Origin of the sequence: Burkholderia sp. AU6039 (assembly GCF_002223365.1) — a bacterium.
Taxonomy (GTDB): Bacteria; Pseudomonadota; Gammaproteobacteria; order Burkholderiales; family Burkholderiaceae; genus Burkholderia.
Window position 1 is genome coordinate 339,730 of the sequence record NZ_NKFK01000007.1, and the last position, 19,184, is coordinate 358,913.

Annotated in this window: 19 protein-coding genes; 9 read left to right on the forward strand and 10 right to left on the reverse strand. The window is 64.8% G+C overall.

Annotated elements, in window-relative coordinates; genetic code table 11:
• Nucleotides 1–10 precede the first annotated feature (10 nt).
• The 4 genes from CFB39_RS33710 to CFB39_RS33725 form a co-directional block, all read right to left on the reverse strand.
• Nucleotides 11–1,780: a histidine kinase gene (locus tag CFB39_RS33710; RefSeq protein ID WP_089476213.1), complete on the reverse strand. Its 1,770-nt coding sequence runs from the start codon at nt 1,778–1,780 to the stop codon at nt 11–13.
• Between the two features lie 80 nt (nt 1,781–1,860).
• The gene (locus CFB39_RS33715) at nt 1,861–3,282 is read right to left on the reverse strand and encodes an HD domain-containing phosphohydrolase (protein WP_089476214.1); all 1,422 of its coding nucleotides are present in this window, start codon (nt 3,280–3,282) and stop codon (nt 1,861–1,863) included.
• Between the two features lie 112 nt (nt 3,283–3,394).
• Nucleotides 3,395–3,844 (reverse strand): GNAT family N-acetyltransferase, encoded by a 450-nt coding sequence (locus CFB39_RS33720; RefSeq protein WP_089476215.1) that lies wholly within the window; start codon nt 3,842–3,844, stop codon nt 3,395–3,397.
• Nucleotides 3,845–3,935: 91 nt separating this feature from the next.
• Nucleotides 3,936–4,487, reverse strand: coding sequence for a tol-pal system YbgF family protein (locus tag CFB39_RS33725; RefSeq protein WP_256991514.1), 552 nt, complete (start codon nt 4,485–4,487; stop codon nt 3,936–3,938).
• A 191-nt stretch (nt 4,488–4,678) separates the two neighbouring features.
• On the opposite strand from CFB39_RS33725, the gene CFB39_RS33730 reads away from it, so the two are divergent.
• Nucleotides 4,679–5,302, forward strand: a complete 624-nt coding sequence (locus CFB39_RS33730; RefSeq protein ID WP_089476217.1) for an ATP-binding cassette domain-containing protein — start codon at nt 4,679–4,681, stop codon at nt 5,300–5,302.
• A gap of 245 nt (nt 5,303–5,547) precedes the next feature.
• Here the strand turns inward: CFB39_RS33730 and pntB are convergent, their stop codons facing one another.
• The 5 genes from pntB to CFB39_RS33755 all read right to left on the reverse strand — a co-directional run bounded on the left by pntB (nt 5,548) and on the right by CFB39_RS33755 (nt 11,496).
• Nucleotides 5,548–6,960 (reverse strand): Re/Si-specific NAD(P)(+) transhydrogenase subunit beta, encoded by a 1,413-nt coding sequence (gene pntB, locus CFB39_RS33735; protein ID WP_089476218.1) that lies wholly within the window; start codon nt 6,958–6,960, stop codon nt 5,548–5,550.
• Nucleotides 6,961–6,973: 13 nt separating this feature from the next.
• The gene (locus CFB39_RS33740) at nt 6,974–8,566 is read right to left on the reverse strand and encodes a Re/Si-specific NAD(P)(+) transhydrogenase subunit alpha (RefSeq protein ID WP_089476219.1); all 1,593 of its coding nucleotides are present in this window, start codon (nt 8,564–8,566) and stop codon (nt 6,974–6,976) included.
• 564 nt (nt 8,567–9,130) lie between these two features.
• A complete protein-coding gene (locus CFB39_RS33745; RefSeq protein ID WP_179257773.1) occupies nt 9,131–9,622 on the reverse strand; it encodes a chloramphenicol phosphotransferase CPT family protein in 492 nt (163 codons plus the stop codon).
• A 65-nt stretch (nt 9,623–9,687) separates the two neighbouring features.
• Nucleotides 9,688–10,491: a lipid II flippase Amj family protein gene (locus CFB39_RS33750; RefSeq protein WP_089476221.1), complete on the reverse strand. Its 804-nt coding sequence runs from the start codon at nt 10,489–10,491 to the stop codon at nt 9,688–9,690.
• A 99-nt stretch (nt 10,492–10,590) separates the two neighbouring features.
• Entirely contained in the window at nt 10,591–11,496 is a 906-nt protein-coding gene (locus CFB39_RS33755; RefSeq protein WP_089476222.1) for a LysR substrate-binding domain-containing protein, read from the reverse strand.
• A gap of 166 nt (nt 11,497–11,662) precedes the next feature.
• Between CFB39_RS33755 and CFB39_RS33760 the strand changes: the two genes are divergently transcribed.
• The 6 genes from CFB39_RS33760 to CFB39_RS33785 all read left to right on the forward strand — a co-directional run bounded on the left by CFB39_RS33760 (nt 11,663) and on the right by CFB39_RS33785 (nt 15,980).
• Complete coding sequence (locus CFB39_RS33760; RefSeq protein WP_089476223.1) at nt 11,663–12,205, forward strand: sugar ABC transporter; 543 nt, start codon at nt 11,663–11,665, stop codon at nt 12,203–12,205.
• Between the two features lie 6 nt (nt 12,206–12,211).
• The gene (locus tag CFB39_RS33765) at nt 12,212–12,538 is read left to right on the forward strand and encodes a hypothetical protein (RefSeq protein ID WP_089476224.1); all 327 of its coding nucleotides are present in this window, start codon (nt 12,212–12,214) and stop codon (nt 12,536–12,538) included.
• A gap of 18 nt (nt 12,539–12,556) precedes the next feature.
• On the forward strand, nt 12,557–13,402 hold the full coding sequence (locus CFB39_RS33770; protein WP_089476225.1) for an MBL fold metallo-hydrolase: 846 nt from the start codon (nt 12,557–12,559) through the stop codon (nt 13,400–13,402).
• 215 nt (nt 13,403–13,617) lie between these two features.
• A complete protein-coding gene (locus CFB39_RS33775; RefSeq protein ID WP_089476226.1) occupies nt 13,618–14,364 on the forward strand; it encodes an SDR family oxidoreductase in 747 nt (248 codons plus the stop codon).
• A gap of 153 nt (nt 14,365–14,517) precedes the next feature.
• Nucleotides 14,518–15,372 carry a DJ-1/PfpI family protein gene (locus tag CFB39_RS33780; protein ID WP_089476227.1) on the forward strand — a complete coding sequence of 285 codons (855 nt, stop codon included), beginning with the start codon at nt 14,518–14,520 and terminating at the stop codon, nt 15,370–15,372.
• Nucleotides 15,373–15,497: 125 nt separating this feature from the next.
• The gene (locus CFB39_RS33785) at nt 15,498–15,980 is read left to right on the forward strand and encodes a DUF4440 domain-containing protein (RefSeq protein ID WP_089476228.1); all 483 of its coding nucleotides are present in this window, start codon (nt 15,498–15,500) and stop codon (nt 15,978–15,980) included.
• 307 nt (nt 15,981–16,287) lie between these two features.
• Here the strand turns inward: CFB39_RS33785 and CFB39_RS33790 are convergent, their stop codons facing one another.
• The gene (locus tag CFB39_RS33790; RefSeq protein WP_089476229.1) at nt 16,288–16,920 is read right to left on the reverse strand and encodes a TetR/AcrR family transcriptional regulator; all 633 of its coding nucleotides are present in this window, start codon (nt 16,918–16,920) and stop codon (nt 16,288–16,290) included.
• 283 nt (nt 16,921–17,203) lie between these two features.
• On the opposite strand from CFB39_RS33790, the gene CFB39_RS33800 reads away from it, so the two are divergent.
• Entirely contained in the window at nt 17,204–18,097 is an 894-nt protein-coding gene (locus CFB39_RS33800; protein ID WP_089476230.1) for an NAD(P)/FAD-dependent oxidoreductase, read from the forward strand.
• Between the two features lie 95 nt (nt 18,098–18,192).
• A complete protein-coding gene (locus CFB39_RS33805) occupies nt 18,193–19,056 on the forward strand; it encodes a class I SAM-dependent methyltransferase (protein WP_089476231.1) in 864 nt (287 codons plus the stop codon).
• Nucleotides 19,057–19,184 lie beyond the last annotated feature (128 nt).

Genomic DNA, 19,184 nt, shown 5'->3' on the forward strand with positions numbered 1-19,184 from the left:
CGTCACGCGATCACGCCCGGTGCGCCAGCTCCGCCGTGTTCTCTCGATCGCCGGCCCGCCGGATCGGGATCCGGACGCAGAACGTCGTGCCCCGCCCGGGCTCGCTCGTCACGTCGATGGTGCCGCGATGGCGCTTGACGATGCCATGCGAGACCGACAAGCCCAGCCCCGTGCCCTGCCCGACCGGCTTCGTCGTGAAGAACGGATCGAAGATCCGCCGGACGACGTCGGGCGTCATCCCCGTCCCGGTGTCGCTGATCGCGATCGACACCTGCTCGCCGTCGCTCGACGTGCGGATCGTGATCACGCCGCGCTCGGGAATCGCGTGCGCCGCGTTCACCAGCAGGTTCATGAACACCTGGTTCAACTGCGACGGCAGGCATTCGACCTGCGGCACCTCACCGTAATCGCGCACGATGTCGGCCTTGTACTTGAGTTCGTTGTGGACGACGTTGAGCGTGCTTTCCAGGCCCGCGCGGAGATCGACCACGCTCCACTCGTCGCTGGCCGGACGCGAGAAATCGCGCAGGTCCTGCACGATGCGCCGCACGCGCAGCGCGCCGTCGATCGATTCGTCGATCAGCGTCCCGATCTCGCCGCGCACGTAGTCGAGGTCCGCCGCGCGACCCGTCGCCGCCAGCGCGTCGCGCGCGGCCGGGTCGAGCTGCGGCAGCGCGGCTTCATGCGCGGCGATCACGTCCAGAAGGCTACGCACCCATGTCTTCAACGTGTTGAGGTTCGCACTGACGAAGCCGATCGGATTGTTGATCTCGTGCGCGACACCGGCCGCGAGCTGACCGATCGACGCGAGCTTTTCCGACTGCAGGAGTTGCACGTGGGTTTCCTCGAGCACGTGCAGCAGGCGCCGCTGCTCGTCCTTCTCCTGTTCGAGCCGCGCCTGCGCGGCCTTGCGTTCGTCGATCTCGGTCGCCATGTTCTCGCGCGTGCGCTGCAGCATCGCCGTCGTCTGCTCGTAGCGGTGCAGCGCGCGCTCCAGTTCGACGGTGCGCAAGCGCACGAGCCGCTCGAGCGTGTCGGTCATCCCGCGCAGGAAGGTTGTGCGCGCATCGAATCGGGTCAGCAACAGCGTGACGACCAGGGTTCCCGTCGTGAACAGCGTGACCGTCGTCGCGAGCCAGGGCGTATCGACCCCGTTCGCGGCCCCGCACCGCGCGTCCGGCGCGAAATGCGCGGCCGCCATCGCCGTGTAGTGCATGCCGGTGATGCCGACACCCATGATGAAAGCCGCACCGACCCGCTGGGCGGTCGCATGACGCGCCTGCTGCACGCGCAACGCCTGCGCGATCCAGAGCGCGGCCGTCGACGCGATCACCGCGATGCCGATCGATGCGGCGAACAGCGCGGCATCGTAGCGGATGCCGGGTTCCATGTGCATCGCGGCCATCCCCGCGTAATGCATGCCGGCGATCCCGGCGCCCATCAGCGCGCCGCCCACGAGCAGCCGCCGCCAGCCCAGCCGTGCGCGCGTGACGACCGTCAGCGCGAAGTACGACACGAGCACGGCAATCGCCAGCGACGCGCCCGTATCCGGCCATGCGTAGCCGAGCGGAATCGGCAGCGAAAACGCGAGCATGCCGACGAAATGCATCGACCAGATGCCCGTGCCCATGGCCACCGCGCCGCCGCCCAGCCACGCGCGCTTGAGCTTCGGGTTGTCGAGCAGCGAAATGAAGGCGGCCAGGTCGAGTGTCGTATAGGAGGCCAGCGTCGCGATCGCGAGCGACAGCAGGACGAGCGGGAGATGGTAGGTGCCGTACATGATCGAGCGCCCGGATCGAGGTGAGTGCGTTGCCGCGGCGCGCAGTCGTGCACCGCGGCCATCAGGCCGCGCGGCCGGGCTCAGGCCGGCGCCGCGCCCGCATTCGGCGCGCTCTGCGCCGGCTTCGCCGCGGCCTGGCCGGCCAGCACGAGGATGTCGAACGACGTCCCCTCGCGCGTCTCGAAGCGGCGCACGAGCTCGATCTGGTGCGCCGACATCACGCTGCCCTTGGTCATCAGCAGCACGCCGCGATGCGTGCGCAGATCGTCGGCGAGCTGCATCCCCTCGCGCAGCTGCGCGGACTTGACCTCCGCGACGGACGCCGCGATGCCGAGGCTCGCCGGGTCCCGCATCAGTTCGGTCAGGCCGTCGACGATCCGCGGGTCGTAACGCACGCCGGCCTGCGAGCGCAACGCGTCGAGCGCCTGCTCGACCGAATGCGGCGCGCCGATGTCGCCATTGCGCAGCCCTTCGAAGTCACGCGCGATCGCCAGGATTCGCGAGCCGAGCGGGATCGCGTCGCCCGCCAGGCCGTCCGGCGTGCCGCGTCCGTTGAAGCGCTCGTACTGGTGCAGCACGATCGACGCGACCTTGTGCAGTTGCGCGACCGGTGTCAGCACCATCTGCGCGCGCAGCGGATGCTGCAGGAACAGGCCGTGCTCTTCCGCCGTCATCTTCGCGAGCGGCTTGCGCAGCAATTCGTCCGGCAGCGACAACTTGCCGATGCCGTGCAGCAGCCCCGCGAAATAGACGTCCTGCGCATGCAGCTCGCTCATCCCGGACGCCAGCGCGAGCCGCCGCGCGATCTCGCCGACCCGCATCGCGTGACCGCTGGCCGACCCGCAGCGTATCTCGATCATGCTCGCGCAGACCTGGACCATCGCGGTGAAACTGCTTTTCAGGTCGCGTTGCGCGGCTTCGAGGAACATCACGGTCTGGCCGAGCTCCTCCGTGCGTGCGCGCACCTGCGTTTCGAGTTCCGTGTTGAAACGGCGCAGCGCTTCGTTCTGCGCTTCCGTCAGCGCGGCCAGCCGGGCCGCTTCGCGCCGCAGGTGCCGCTGCTCCAGTGCGTGTTCGATGGTCAGCAGCAGGTCGTGGTCGTCCCACGGCTTGTTCAGGTAGCGATAGACGCCGCCGTCGTTGACGGCCTGCACGACCGACGCGATCTCCGCATAGCCGGTCAGCAAGATGCGCATCGTGTCCGGGTAGAGCGCCCGTGCGCGGGCCAGGAACTCCGCGCCGCTCATGCCCGGCATCCGCATGTCGGACACGATCAGGTCGACTTCGGTCGACGCCAGGATCTCGAGGGCCGCCTCGCCGCTTTCCGCGGTCAGGATCGCGTAGCCGGCGGGACGGAACACGCGCCTGAGCGCCGACAGCACGCTCGGCTCGTCGTCGACCAGCAGGATCGTCGGTACGCCACCCGCATCGTCGGATGTCGCTGCCGCCCCGGTCGTTTCAGGCGATACCGCATTCGGTCCGTTTGTTGCAGATGTCGTCATGATTGGCCTCGGATCATGTATTTGTATTCTCTCTGCATCATCGGCATGCGCCGCGCATTCCGTATCCGGGAAAACGCTGACGCGCTCACCCGGATCACACCGCGGATGCGATCTACACCGTCGCCGAACCCGGTGCGCGCACGTAGTAGATGTCCCACTCCGCTTCGTCGGCCTGCACGAAGCCGTGCCGGGCATAGAAACGGTTCGAATCGCTGCCGCGCAACGCGCCGACGCGAACGGGCACCTGCTGCGAATCGGCGTCGGCAAAGATCTTGCGCAGCACCGCCGCGCCGATCCCCTTTCCCTGATGCTCGGGCACGATGTACAGATGGTCGAGCAGCCAGTGATCCTCCTGCGGCCGGACCACGAAAAAGCCCGCGCTCACGCCGTCGACTTCGATCAAGCGGCATCGCGCCGGATCGAACGACGCGAGAAACCGGTCGCGCGCACGCTGGGGATCGAAGCGGCCGATGCGCTCGAGGCTGTCGCGCATCGCGGCGATGCGGATGGCGACCAGCATCTCGGCGTCGGATCGGGTGGCGAGGGGAAAGGTCAGGTTCATTGGCAAGTTGTGCTCATGCGGAGAAACGCCCGGCATCCCGGCGTGGGCGTCGAAGCCTGCTCGCGACGCCGGCCGGCACGAACCACGCGCGTCAGGGCGTCTCGATGCCGTCTGCCCGCGTCGCCAGGAATCGCAGGTACTTGCCGTCCTCGTCCTCGAACAGTTCCGGCCCGCCGCTCGCATAGGCGCGCATCAGTTCGTCGGCCGCGCGATCGAGATCGCCCAGCTCGAACTGGCACTGATCGAGCCTCAGGTGCAGGAACGGGTTGCCGATCGCGTTGGGGAAATGCATCGACTGGGCGAGATTATCGCGTCCGGCCACGTAGTTCTCTTGATGGAAATTCACGTCGCCGATGGCGGCCATCAACCACGTGCCGGCTTCCCAGTTGGTCCTGGGTTCGGGAAGCAGGTCGAATCCCGCCCAGAATTTCTCGAGCGCGCCTTCGTAGTCGCCGTCTTCCATCAACGCATCGCCCGCGTCGCTCAGCGCGCCGATCCGTTCGTACAGCGCGTTGTCCAGGTCTGCCATGTCGAGTCCCTGTTCCGGAGTTGAAGTCGGCCCGGTGCGGCCGGTGGTTGCGATACGATCGCGGTGATTGTTTGCAGTTTTGCCGTCCTGATCGCTGATCCGGCCGGCATTCATCCAGCATACTCGAGCTGCATGACGTGCGTGCCTCGACTTTCGGCGCACCGTCGTCTGCCCGGGCGCGTCGCTTGCCGCATTACACTATCTGCCGCCACGCTACGCGTCCCGACAATCCGTGTTGCCAGGCCTGCCGCTGACCATGATGCGGGTCGCGCTCACCTGGCGAATTTTCGTTTGACTATCGATCCATGCTCCGCTTCGACAATCTCGGCAAGCGCTACGACAAGCGCGTCATCTTCAAGGGACTCCACTACACATCCGGCGCCGGATGCGTGGCGCTGTGCGACGAAACCGGCAGTGGCAAATCGACGTTGCTCGCCATTCTCGCCGGCACGCTCGACGCGGACGAGGGCGAGGTGTGGATCGGCGGCCATTCGCTGCGCACCGCGCCGCACGATGCGAAATCCGCGCTGGCGTACGTGCCTGACGATTGCCTGGCGTATCCGCTCCAGACGGGCCGCGCGTTTCTCGATCTCGTGGCGGCCGGCAGGAAGACCGTCGTCGACGCCCGCACGCTCGAGCTGGCTGATCGATTCGGGCTCGGCCCGCATCTTGAGAAGCGCTTCGAGCAGATGTCGTTCGGCACGCGCAAGAAACTGTTCCTGACGGCCACGACGCTCGGCGCGCCCGCCGTCGTGATCGCCGACGATCCGGACAGCGGGCTCGATGCTGCGTCGCGTGCGGTGCTGATCGATCTGTTCAAGACACTGGCCGCAGACCGTGCCGTCTTTTTTTCGACTTACGATCCGGCGCTGGCGCGCGCGTGCGACGCAAGGGTCATCACTTTTGCGGAGCTTGGATTCGCTGGATAGACGGCATCGTCGCCGGCGCGCTCGGGGGGAAGGATCGGGGGTGGCTGATGGTTGGAGGGAGAACTACGCAGCGACAATCGATCGCCGTCTTTTGCCGCAAGGAAGTGCGAAACGGCCCCTCCCGCCTCGCACTTCCGTGACCTTCGCGATACGCACGGCCGGCGCACCGGGCCTCGATCAACCGACTGTCCGACACCCCAGCCGGCGATCGCTCGCCCCGCGCACGCGCCCGGCCATGCGCGCCGTCAGGCCTTCAACGCCCCGAACACCTCGTCCAGCATCTTCTTCGCGTCGCCGAACAGCATCCGGTTGTTGTCCTTGTAAAACAGCGGATTGTCGACGCCCGCATAGCCGGACGCCATGCTGCGCTTCATCACGATCGAGGTCTTGGCCTTCCACACCTCGAGCACCGGCATGCCGGCGATCGGGCTGCCCGGATCTTCCTGCGCCGCCGGGTTCACGATGTCGTTCGCGCCGATCACCATCGACACGTCGGCTTCGGGGAAGTCGCCGTTGATCTCGTCCATCTCCATCACGATGTCGTAAGGCACCTTCGCCTCGGCGAGCAGCACGTTCATGTGCCCCGGCATGCGGCCGGCCACCGGATGGATCGCGAAACGCACGTCGACGCCCTTCTCGCGCAGCACCTTCGTGAGTTCATGCACGGTGTGCTGGGCTTGCGCCACGGCCATCCCGTACCCCGGCACGATGATCACGCTCTTCGCATCGCGCAGCAGCTCGGCCGTCTCCAGCGCACTCACCGCCACCACTTCGCCGGCCGGCTGCGCACTGCCGCCGGCCGCCGCGGGCGCACCGCTGCCGGTGCCGAAGCCGCCGGCAATCACGCTGATGAAGTTGCGGTTCATCGCGCGGCACATGATGTACGACAGGATCGCACCCGAGGAGCCCACCAGCGCGCCGATCACGATCAGCAGGTCGTTGCCGAGCATGAAGCCGGTGGCCGCCGCCGCCCAGCCCGAGTAGCTGTTGAGCATCGACACCACGACGGGCATGTCCGCGCCGCCGATCGCCATCACCATGTGCACGCCGAACAGCAGCGACACCACCGTCATCACGATGAGCGGCGTCATGCCGTCCTGGACCGTCTCCGCATGCAGGAACGCGCGGCCGAACACGACCACCACCACCAGCGCGGCCAGGTTGAGCCAGTGCCGGGCCGGCAGCAGCAGCGGCTTGCCGCCGATCTTGCCGGAGAGCTTGCCGAATGCGATCACCGAGCCGGCGAAGGTCACCGCACCGATCAGGATCCCGACATAAATTTCCACCTCGTGGATTGCGTGCTCGGCACCCGTGAACTGCACCGACGTATCGATGTAGCTCGCGAAGCCCACCAGGCACGCCGCCAGGCCGACCAGGCTGTGCATCAGCGCAACCAGCTCGGGCATCTGCGTCATCTGCACCTTCTTCGCGGCGTAGAGCCCGACCGCGCCGCCGACGACCAGCGCAGCCACGATATACGGAACGCCCTCAACCGAGACACGCGGGCCGAGTACCGTGGCAAGGACGGCGATCAGCATGCCGATCATGCCGAGCAGGTTGCCGCGCCGTGCGGTTTCGGGATTGGCCAGCCCGCCGAGGCTGAGGATGAAGAGGATGGCCGCGCCGATATAGGAGACGGTAGTCAGATTGGAAGTCATTGTTATCGTCTCCTTACTTGCGGAACATCGCCAGCATGCGACGCGTCACCGCGAAGCCGCCGAACATGTTGACGGCCGTGAGCGTCAGCGCGCCCACCGCGAGGCCCAGGATCAGCCCGGACGGACGGCCCCCCGCCGCCGCGTCGCCCAACGGCGGCGCGACCTGCACCAGCGCGCCGATCGCGATGATCGACGAGATCGCATTGGTGACGCTCATCAGCGGCGTATGCAGCGACGGCGTGACGTTCCAGATCACCATGTAGCCGACGAAGCAGGCCAGCACGAACACCGTGAAGTGCGCGAGGAACGTGGCCGGCGCGAACTGGCCGACCAGCAGGAACAACAGTGCGCCGACGGCGAACGTGATGGCGAGCGACTTCGCCGACATCGGCGCGCCGCTGCCGTGGCCGTGGCCCTTGGATGCGGTTGCCGCGACCGGCGGCGTGGCGGGTTTCGGGGCGGCGGCCGGCTGCTGGATCGGCGGCGGCGGCCAGGTGACGTTGCCTTCCTTGATGACCGTGAGGCCACGGATCGCGTCGTCGCTGAAGTCGACGTTGATCGTGCCGTCCTTGCCCTTGCACAGCTCCTCGACCACGCGCAGCAGGTTGGTCGCATACAGCGTCGACGACTGTCGTGCCAGGCGCGAGGCGAGATCCGTGTAGCCGACGATGGTCACGCCATGACGTACCACGGCCTGGCCGGGCACCGTCAGTTCGCAGTTGCCGCCTTGCTCGCCGGCCATGTCGACGATCACGCTGCCCGGCTTCATCGACTGCACCATCTCGGCCGTAATGAGCTTCGGCGCCGGCTTGCCGGGGATCAGCGCGGTGGTGATGATGATGTCCGCCTCCTTGGCCTGCTGCGCGTACATCGCGCGCTGCGCCTGCTGGAAGCCTTCGCTCATCACCTTCGCGTAACCGCCGCCGCCCGAGCCTTCCTCCTCGTAGTCGACCTTGACGAATTCGCCGCCGAGCGACTTGACCTGGTCGGCCACTTCCGCGCGCGTGTCGTTGGCGCGCACGATCGCGCCGAGGCCCGCGGCCGTGCCGATCGCCGCGAGGCCGGCGACGCCCGCGCCGGCGATGAACACCTTGGCCGGCGGCACCTTGCCCGCGGCCGTGATCTGCCCGTTGAAGTAGCGGCCGAACGCATGGGCCGCCTCGATGACGGCGCGGTAGCCGCTCACGCCGGCCATCGACGTGAGGGCATCCATCTTCTGCGCGCGCGACAGCGTGCGCGGCAGCGAATCGATCGCCAGCACCGTGGCCCGCTTCGCGGCCAGCTGCTGCATCAGTTCAGGGTTCTGGGCCGGCCAGACGAAGCCGATCAGCATGCCGCCCTCGCGCAACAGCGCGACTTCGTCGCTGCTCGGCGGGCGCACCTTGAGGACGATGTCGCTGCGGCCCCATAGATCGGCGGCCGTCGGCACGACTTCGGCGCCGGCCGTGCGGTAGTCGTCATCGCTGAAGTTCGCGCCGGTGCCGGCACCGCTTTGCACGGCCACCGAGAACCCGAGCTTGATCAACTTTTCGACCACGTCGGGAACGGTCGCTACGCGCCGCTCCTCGTGGGCCGTCTCCAGAGGGACCCCAATCAGTAATGTCATATCCTGAACTGTCAGTAGTGGCCGTCGCGAGGAATTACGGCCTGCGTTTCACGTCACCCAACTCAATCCGTGTACGACTTTGCTCCGCGCGCAGCTTGGCACTCCCGCGCGGATTTCACAAACGATCGCTCCTCTAATCGATGGTCTTGTCAGGGCAAACCGGTTCATGCTTTTGCCTGATTATGCTGACGAATATCCGGCGCAGGTTCCGATCGGATAAAACCCGTCAAGCATATCCCGTGCCAGAGTCTTTCCAAAATTTATCTTTTGAATCGGCGCGCATTCAATCCATGAATCCCCTGTCTGGACACGACGGGCTCGCACCCTCGCGCTCACCGGCCGGAACCGCGCCGCACGGGCCGCCGGCACGTGAATCCGTTTGAAACGTGAATAATCGGCGATCGGCACACGAGCACCGGAATCGGTTTCATCGAGAATGCCCTTGCTTACCGGAACAATGCCATTTGTCGCGCGCCAACGACATAATCCGTGCGGCCGACGCGCTTCAGTGCCGGCGAGTTTAATGGAGAATACTGACTGACTGTTGCCCCCATCCGGTGACGATCATTCACGCAGCGCATTGACGTGGGCACGAATGCGGCGCGCGCCTTCCTCGGGCGTGCAGGTCGATGTGTCGATGCGCAGCGAATAGGGCCGTGAATAAGCCGGATGCCCGAACTGCGATCGCGCCATGCCTTCGCCTCGATCCGGTCTCGCGCGTTCGCGCTGTTCGAGGATGTCCAGCGGGCACGTCACACCGATGACGAAGGTCTGACGCGGCGACAGCGCAGCAATGCATGCGTCGAGCGCGCACTGATCCCGAAGCACGAGGTCCAGCACGATCTCGAAATGGCTGACCGCAATCCGCGCGAGCGTCGATTGCAGGTTGAGGTGGTGAAGTCTCAGCGCCTGATTCAGTTCGTCTTCCGATCGCATGTCACGCCGGCGCGACATTTCGACGAACGCGTCGAGCGATACGTGAAACGTCGGCACGTCCGAACACTGCTGGAGCGCCCGTGCCAGGCTGCTCTTCCCTGCACTGGTCGGGCCGTGCAATACGACAGCGACGGGATTCATGGCGATGGTCCGCGGGAGAGATTGCCGGTTGTCCGGGTGCAGCGCTAGATCAGCTCGGCGACGCGCACGATGACGAGCGCGGCCGGAACGAGCACTGCTTGCGCGCACAACGTGCCGAGCACGCGCGCGCCCGCGAGTGTCGTGATGGCGCGCCGAAAGCTGTTCTCCGAAATTCGCCCTTCGATGACGTCGTCGGTCATGACGGAAACCTGCGGGTCGATGACGACTGCCAGCATGACGGTCGCGAATCCGTTGATGACGGACGACAGGTTCGCGCACGTCACTCTCAGGTCGGGCTTCAGGTAGCCCGCATACAGCGACGCGAACACGCCGACCGTCCAGATCGCCATCGCGGCGACGTTCAGCGCAATGACGCCCCATGACACACCGGTGTTCGCGGTCAGTTGCGTGACGTTCTGGCTGGAAGGCAGTCGTGCGCCGACGCGCAGATAGTTGATCCCCGCGCGACTACACGCATCCAGCAGCAAGCGGGGAATCGAGCGGTTCACCTGGAAGTGTTCGACGGCGCGACTGAAATAACGCTGGAACGTGGGGATCAGGAACGACCCGACGATGGTCGCCACGGTGGCGGACAGCAGGAACCACCGGAAATCGGCCAGCAACCCGCTCCCCATCCGGTGCGCGATATCCATTTCAACGCGTTTCGCGATGAACGGCCCCTGAAAGGAATTGGCCGTTCGCGACACGAGCGCGATGATCCCGAACAACGAAAACGACAACGCGATGCGTCGCGTGCGCACGCCGGCGATCCGCACGGCATACGCCAGCGTCGCGATCACATGGATGACGAAGGTGAGTCCGCAGATGATCCAAAGCTGACTGTCCATGCTGGTGCCGCGTGCGTGACGGGATCACGAGTGTACCCGAGCACGACGCATCAGCCTGGCGATGCCGCCTTCACAAGCGTAACGGTTGGACGATGAGCATCACGCGCTACCGCGCGGCGCCAATCCCCGCGCTTCATCCAGCATCCAGGTCGCGAAGGCCCGCAACGGCCCGTCGGCCAGCTCGATCGGTTCGGGCAGGACGAGGCAGAAGTTTTTCGTCACCGTCTTGCCCTCCGGCCAAGGCGCAACCAGCCGCCCCTGCTCGAGCTCCGCGTCGATGTACAGGCGCGGCACCAGCGCGACACCCAGGCCGGCCAGCGCCGCTTCGATCAGCATCGAATGAAGGTCGTAGCGCGCGCCCACCGCCGAATTGGTCAGCACGATGCCGGCCGCCTGCGCATAGGCTTGCCACGCGTCGGGATTCTGTCGCCGATGAAGACGCGGCAGCGCATCCAGTGACGGCTTCGCCCCGGCGCCGGCGAGCAGCGCCGGACTGCAGACGGGCACCAGCACTTCCTCCAGCAGCGGATGCAGATGCATCCCCGCCCATGCCGGATGCTCGAAATGAATCGCTGCGTCGAAACCGCTCCCGGCCAGCAGGAACGGTTCCATCCGCTCGGCGATATGCACGGTGATGTTCGGATGTCGCGCCTGAAAATGTTTCAGCCGCGGGATCAGCCAGCGCGTCGCGAAGGTCGGAATGGCGGCGATATCGAGGCTCGCGCCTTCGATCGGCTGCCCCATCAGGTACAGGCTGTCCCGTTCGAGCCGATCCAGAATCTCGCGAACCTGCACCGCATAGCGCGCACCGTTCGGCGCCAGCCGTACCCGGTTGCCGATCCGCTCGAACAGCGTGACGCCCAGGAACGCCTCCAGCCGGCCGATCTGACGACTGACGGCACCTTCGGTCCGTGCCAGCTCCTCGGCGGCTCGGGCAAAGCTGCCGTGTCGGGCCGCGGCTTCAAACGCCTGGAGCGCGGAATTGCTTGGGATCTTGCGGGACATGGGCGTCTCGTTGGTCGAAGTGTGTTCGCCATCAGCTTGAGCAAATGTCACTGAAGGCTGACTTTATTTCGTTTTATGGCGCGGAATGGCGAGCTTAGCATTACGTTACCGCACTGACCATCACACTTCCCCAGATGAATGTGCAGCCTGCCCAAAGGACGATCCCATGATCTACACCGTGGAATGCAGCTTCGCCGACCTCGACAGCGAAGCCGAATGGAACGACTTCTACAGCCTTGAAAAGCTGCCCGCGCTGATCTCGGTCACGGGGTTTCACACGTCGCAGCGATTCAAGGCGATCACCGGCGGTTGCCCGGTTTATCTGGCGATCCACACGATCGACGGCCTCGATGTCCTGACCGGCGACGAATATCGCCGCAAAGGCGGCGGCAATTTCGCGAAGTGGCAACGACACATCACCGACTGGCACCGGAATCTCTACAGCGATATCGGCTTCGCGCCGGCCGTAAAGGACGGTGAGCATCTCGCACTGAGCGCCGGCGGCCCTGATTCGCTGATTCGATTGGGCCTCCAACCGCTGGCCATGCAGGCCGTTGCGCTCGAGAAGTGTCCGGCACGCCGTTGGCTCGCCGTCGTGCCACGGAACAGCGCGCGGCTTGTCGAGGCGCTTCCGGAAGACATTCACCTTTACGCGCCGCTGACGGAGCAGTTGACAAGCACACGCGCCCTTTCGATTGCACAGGAGTAGACCGCGATGCCGAACGTCACTTTCTCGATCGATGCAACGCGGATGCCGGCTGATGAAAGCCTTGCCGAGCTGTCGCGCGATTGCGTCGAACTCTGCACGCAGGTGCTTGAGGCTGAACTCAAGAACGTCCATGTCATTTTCCTGGCGGTTCGGCACGGGCACGGACATCCCGTCTTCGCCGACATCCGGTATCGCGTCGGGACGCCTCGCACGCCGGAGGTCATGAACCGGTTCATGGACGCGCTGGATCAGGCGATCGTTCGCCGCACCGGCCTCACCGCGCGCATCCGGTGCTTTGGTTACACCGCGTCGACCATTCACGCTCGCAACTAGCCGATTCGGAGCAACACGATGTCCACCCTTACCTTTCCTGTTCAACAAGTCGGGGATTTCACGATCACCGCCATCAGTGATGGCTATCTCACCGCCAGTCTCGACTTCCTGTCGAATATCGATTCGGATGACGCATCAAGAATGCAAAGTGCTGCCGGACAGAAAGAGCCGGCGGCCGTTCATATCAATTGCTACGTCGTACGCGGAGCGGGCCGCACCGTTCTCATCGACGGTGGGGCTGGCGGGTTCAAGCAATGGGGTGGCCAGCTGAAAACGAACCTGATGCTTGCCGGCATCGAACCCGCTGCGATCGACACCATCCTGCTTACCCACGCGCATCCCGATCACGTCGGTGGGCTGGTGAACGGTGCGGGACAGGCCGCGTTTCCCCATGCGGAACTGGTCGTGCATCAGCGAGAGGTCAGGTTCTGGCAGGACGACGGAAATCTCAGTCGCGCCAGTGAGCGGGCTCGCGGCAACTTTGCGAAGGCGCGTCAGGTGTTCGATGCCTATGACGACCGACTTCGCCTGTTCGAAGACGGACACGTGCTCCCCGGTATCCGCGCGCTGCCGCTGCCGGGACACACCGATGGACACACCGGATATGTCCTTGAATCCCGCGATCAAGGCCTGCTGGTGTGGGGGGACGTGGTGCATTTCCCGCATATCCAGATTCAGCGGCCGGACGTATCGATTGCGTTCGATCACGATGCGTCGCTGGCAGCAGCGACACGGTCACGCCTTCTCGATCAGGTCAGCGCGGACGGTCTTCTGATCGCGGGGATGCATCTGGGGGAACTCGGGTTCGCACGTATCAAGCGGACGAGCGGCGGCTATGAGTTGCTTTACGAGAACGAAGGCTGAAGCCACACGTGTACAGATGTGCGATGCCGCCACCTCACGCCGACATGCATGAGTCATTCGTTTGATCCAGGTGGCGTTTTTTGAGGGTTATACGACCTTTGCGCCATCCGCTTCGCGTTCCATACTGCACGTGAAGATCGAGCAGGGAAAAGCACAAACGCCATCGCGTCTTGCGCTTTCGGCCCGATCAATCACGACGTAGAAAGGAGCAGAAGATGAGGCTTAAAGACAAGTCGGCGTTAATCACCGGTGGTACCAGTGGCATCGGTCTCGCCACCGCGAAGCGTTTCATTGCGGAAGGCGCCCGCGTCGCGGTGACGGGTCGCGACGAGGCGGTGTTCGAGCGCGTGAGGGCCGAGCTCGGCGAGCATGCGCTCGTTCTCAAGGGCGACGTGCGTTCGATCAACGACATGCGGGCGATTGCCGCTGAAATCGGCGAGCAGTTCGGCGGCCTGGATATCGTGTTCGCGAACGCCGGCTGGGCGTTCCCGTCCGCAGTCAACGATATCGACGACGCGCTCTACGACGAGATCATGGACATCAACGTCAAAGGCGTGGTGTTCACGCTTCAAGCGGTGCTGCCGCACTTGCGAGCGGGCTCATCCTTCATTCTCAACACCTCGTTCGTCGCGCAGACCGGCAAGCACGGCATCTCGTTGACCGCAGCCGCGAAGGCCGCCGTGCGATCGCTTGCCCGCAGTTGGTCCTACGAGTTTCTCGACCGGAAAATCCGCTTCAACGCGATCGCGCCCGGTGCGATCGACACGCCGCTGCTGACCAAGTGGGGCATGCCGGACGAATGGGTGCGCAACCGCAAGGCCGAGTTCGCCAACGCCATTCCGGTGGGCCGCATGGGCAACGTCGAGGACATCGCCAACGCCGCACTCTATCTCGCCAGCGACGAATCCGCGTACGTCGTCGGCACCGAACTGGTCGTCGACGGCGGCGCCTCGCAGCTTTGAGCCTGCGGCGCCCGATTCCGGCGCCCTGCGTGTCATCGCGGCTCATCCACCTGTCTGATCTCACGTCCGCCACGCTTTGAGTCGCGGCGGCGATTTCATGCGGCCCAGCCTGGTAGCACGCGCAGCAGGGCCGACCCGCAAGGAGAATTGATCTTGACCGACAGTAGTGAAAACAATACTTCCGGATCGCCACTCACCCGAGCCGGCCAATCACGCCGCGATGTGCTCAAGTTCGGCAGCATCGCGACGCTCGGCGCCGTCCTCGGTGGCGGCGCCCTGCTTGGGCACGCGGCGCCTGCGCTTGCACAGACCGGCAGCGACGGCGTACTTGCCCCGAACGACCCGCTCGATATCCTGATCGTCAATTACGACGGCGGCACGCTGCTCGACTTCGCCGGCCCCAGCGAGGTCTTCCATCGGCTACCGAATACGAACGTTCGCTACGCGAGCCTCGATGGCGGCAACGTGACGCTCGAATTCGGCGTCGTGTACGGCAAGACCGAGCGGCTGGCCGATATCGACAAGACGGACGTGCTGCTGGTCCCCGGCGGGTCCGACCTGTCGGCGCCGATGCGCCCCGCCTATCAAGCGCAGATCCGGCGCCTGGCAGAAAGTGCCCAGCATGTGACGTCCGTCTGCAACGGATCGCTCGTGCTAGCCGCAACGGGAATTCTCAACGGCAAGCGAAGCGCCTGCCATTGGGCCTTCGTCAACAAGCTGGCCGAATACGGCGCCATTCCCGTGCCCGATCGCTTCGTCGAAGACGACAACGGCCGGTTCATGAGCGGCGGCGGCGTGACGGCGGGCATCGACTTCGCCCTTCGCGTGGCGGCGAAGCTGCGCGGTCGACAGGCCGCCGAACTCACTCAGCTCGTAATCGAATATGATCCCGCGCCGCCGTTCCACTCCGGCCATCCGAGAGATGCACGGCCGGAAGTCATCGCGATGGTCGACAAGAAACTGCCCGGTGCATCCAGGGGGCTCGCACGCGTCCCGGGCGTTCGTTGAATCGCTTGCAGGCAATGTGAGCCAACCCATCGACAGACTGCGATGAACACCGCGACCGACATTGCCTGCTTCATCCTACAACTTTCGCAGTCCTTTTCATTCAAACCATGCACGAAAATCACTCGATGCAACAGACCCGTGTTTTCACCGCTGCTCTTGCAGCCTGCTTCACCTTTTTTGCGTTTGCCGCGCCCGCGACTGCCGCTGGTTCGCCACGTCCGCCCGAAGCGGCCATCAAGGCCGAGAATGCGCGCTGGGCGGATGCCTTTGCGCGAGGGGATTACGAGGCGATCGGCCGCCTCTACACCCGCGACGGCACGCTCTTGCCGCCCGGAGGCAACAAGATCACGGGACGCAACGCGATCATCGGGTACTTCACCAAGGGGTATGCCGGATCAAAGCCCGCCACCGTATCGTTCAGCAATGACGAGTTCTACGGTAACGACCGGGTCGTGACAGAGGTGTCGGATGTGGAGGTCCGCGACCACGACGGACAACTCAAATTCCGCGGCAAGCAGACGCTCGTCTTTCTGAAAGAGGGCGGCGCGTGGAAGTTGCATCGCGACATGTGGAACGATGACGGCCCGCTGCCGCCGGATGGTCATTGAGCGTCTGGCGAAACGCAGAGTGACCTGCCCAAAGCGCCGCTAGTCCGTTAGGGATGCTGTTCATAATTCGCTTTGCCGCACTGAGCCATCAGCATAGATGCCGATGGGTGCAAGCAGTGCGGCACTTGCCTGGAATGCAGCGCGACGTTCGGCATAAAGAAGGCGCCGATTGCCTGCCCGCGCGGACGGCTTTTGCGCTCACGCAATGGCCTCGCCCATCAGTCGTCCACGCATCATCCATAGGTTGCTGAGGGCGAACAGCGTATGCCATTGCTGCGTGTTCTTCATCGGACACGATGGCACACCTTTAGATGCCGCCGTGCGCGGCGATGAACATGGCGACGGCCGACCGGGAATAGGATTCGATTTCGTTGTCGTCCATCGCTCTCGCCTCATCGAAGCGTGCGATCAGCAGGAGATCGGATCCTTTGAAAAGCGCGGCAAACAAGCGGGCAGACCTGAGCGCATCGGGTACGTTCAGAATCGCTTTCGCATGCAACTGACGCAACACGGCCTCGATTTGGGCGATGACATGGGCAGGCCCGGCTTCGTAATGGAGCTTGCTCAACGACTTTTGATTCGTCTTGTCGGCCAAGACCATGGCTTCGACACTGCGAACGTCCGGGCTCAACAGCGTGCGAAGCAGGGATGATCCCACCGCCATGAGCTGATCTTCGGCCGAACCGTCGACGCCTTCAAAAAGGGCCTGTGGTGCGAACTGATGACAGTGGGCCGCCATGGCCGCGCTGAACAGCGCCTCCTTGTTCTCGAAGTGCCGATAGATGCTGAGCTTGGATATCCTCGCCCGCTGGGCGACCTTGTCCATCGTCGTCGCTTGAAAACCCAATTCCACAAAGAGTTCGCAGGCGGCGTCGACTATCGTTTGGCGCAGCGCCTCGTTGGCGGGCCGGCCGCGCCGGCCCTGGTTATGTTCGGTCACGACAATTCCAGTACTTGACAGTATTCAAATTCTCACACTACGATACCATTCAGTATCTTAAATGTGCAAGCCAAGGGTAGCTTTCAACCGGGTGTCCCAGCCAGGTTTCCCTGGGCTGTCCAGCGCTATCGAATGCGGCATTGTCCAGCCGGTGATGACAGCCATGGGCAATTTTCACGCCAATGCCGAAGCACTGCTCGCTGACCGTCTCAAGCTGGTATCGCCGGACGATATTGCCCACCACGTCCAGTTCGCCTTCATCCACAACCCGGAGCCCCTCACCATGAATGACGTCATCATCATCGGCGGCAGCTTTGCCGGCCTCGCCGCCGCCCTGCAGCTTGGCCGGGCCTGCCGCAAGGTCACGGTTCTCGATACCGGCCGGCCTCGCAACCGCTTTGCCGGTCATTCGCATGGCCTGCTCGGCCACGATCACAAGCCGCCGCTGGACATCCTGGTCGAGGCACGGCAGCAGTTGTCGCGCTATCCAACCATCAGGCTCGTCGATGCCCGGGCGGAGAGCGTGACGGGCGCCATCGACGATTTCTGCGTCGTCACTGACGATCACGAAAGCCTGAGGGCGCGCCGCTTGATCCTGAGCTATGGCGTCGCCGACCAGATGCCTGATGTTCCGGGCTTTGCCGAAAGCTGGGGCACGTCCATCGTACCCTGCCCCTATTGTGACGGCTTTGAAGTCGCTGGCCAGCATTGGGGCCTCGTATGGTCCAGCCCGCAGTCGCACCAGTCTGCCAGGCTGTTCCGCGATTGGACCGACAAGTTGACCGTCTTCGCCGATGGCCATGACATTGCGCCCGATATCCAGGCCGATCTGGCGCGCCGCAACATCCCTGTCGTCGATGGCCGGATCGTCGAGATCGCCCATCACAACGGCCGTATCGCCACCGTCAATCTCGATACCCGCCGCAATGTCGCGGTCGACGTCCTGTTCGCCCATCCGCGCAACAAGCCGTCCGCAAGCCTGCATGAATCGCTGGGCCTCGCCACGGTCGACACACCCACCGGCATCGTCCTCAAGGTCGACGAGCGCCGCCAAACCAGCATGCCCGGCATCTACGCCGCCGGCGACCTCACCACGCCCTTCTTGCCCTCGGTCACCCAGGCATCATCGCAGGGCGCGATGGCGGGTATTTTCGCCCAGCAGTCGATGCTGGTTTGATCGCACGGATTCCCTTCCACGTTTGCATCGTCACCTTCGAAAGGTTGGCGTAGATCGGCGCGGTGAAGGACGGATCGTCGAGTCAAGGAGACGACATGGCAGAGCAAAGTGCGGATCAGGTCGGTGACTGGAATGGTCAAAGCGGGGCGCGCTGGGTCACCAACCAGGCCCGGCTCGACGCCATGGTGGCGGTGTTCGGCCAGGCCGCGATAGAAGCCGCCGCGCCCGCGACGGGTGAGCGCGTGCTGGACATCGGCTGCGGCGCGGGCGCGTCGAGCCTGGCGCTGGCTGCCCGCGTCGGCGCGGGAGGGAAAGTGCTGGGCGTGGACATATCCGAACCGCTGATCGGCCGAGCGCGCGCGCTTGCGCGACCGGATACGCCGGCCCGGTTCCAGGTGGCCGACGCCAGCAGCGCCGAGCTGCCCGAGGGCGCGTTCGACATCCTGTTCTCGCGTTTCGGGGTGATGTTCTTCGACGATCCGACAGCGGCGTTCGCTCACATGCGACGCGCGCTGCGGCCTGGCGGGCGGGTCGCTTTCGTCTGCTGGCGCGGCGCGGCCGAAAACGATTGGGTGCGCCTGCCGATGGGCACGCTCAAGGGTATCGTCCCGTCAAGCGCGCTGCCCTCTCCCGAAGCGCCCGGCCCATTTTCGTTCGGCGACCGGGGGCGCGTGGCACGCATCCTGACGGCGGCCGGCTTCACCGATATCGCTATCGCGCCCTTCGATGCTTCCGTCCCGTTCGGCGAGGGCGGGACGCGAGACGCGGCGATCGACGACGCGGTGAAGATGACGCTCGAGGTCGGCCCACTGTCGCGTGCGCTCGCTGGTCAGCCCGACGACATCCGCGCCCGCGCCTCGGCCGCGGTTCGTGTCGCCTTCGCGGGCCTCCCCGGCGAGCGGTCGGTGATGATCGACGGCGCGGCGTGGATCGTCATGGCACGCAATCCGGCACGCTGACAGCGATTAACAGGGGAGACGCCCCGCTCCGTGGAGCTGTGCGTCATTGGGCGCTCAGACTGGTATCCCTTCTGGTTTGGAAGCCGCCATTGGCGAGCTAGGGACTTTGATGGCAAGGTACGGCGCCG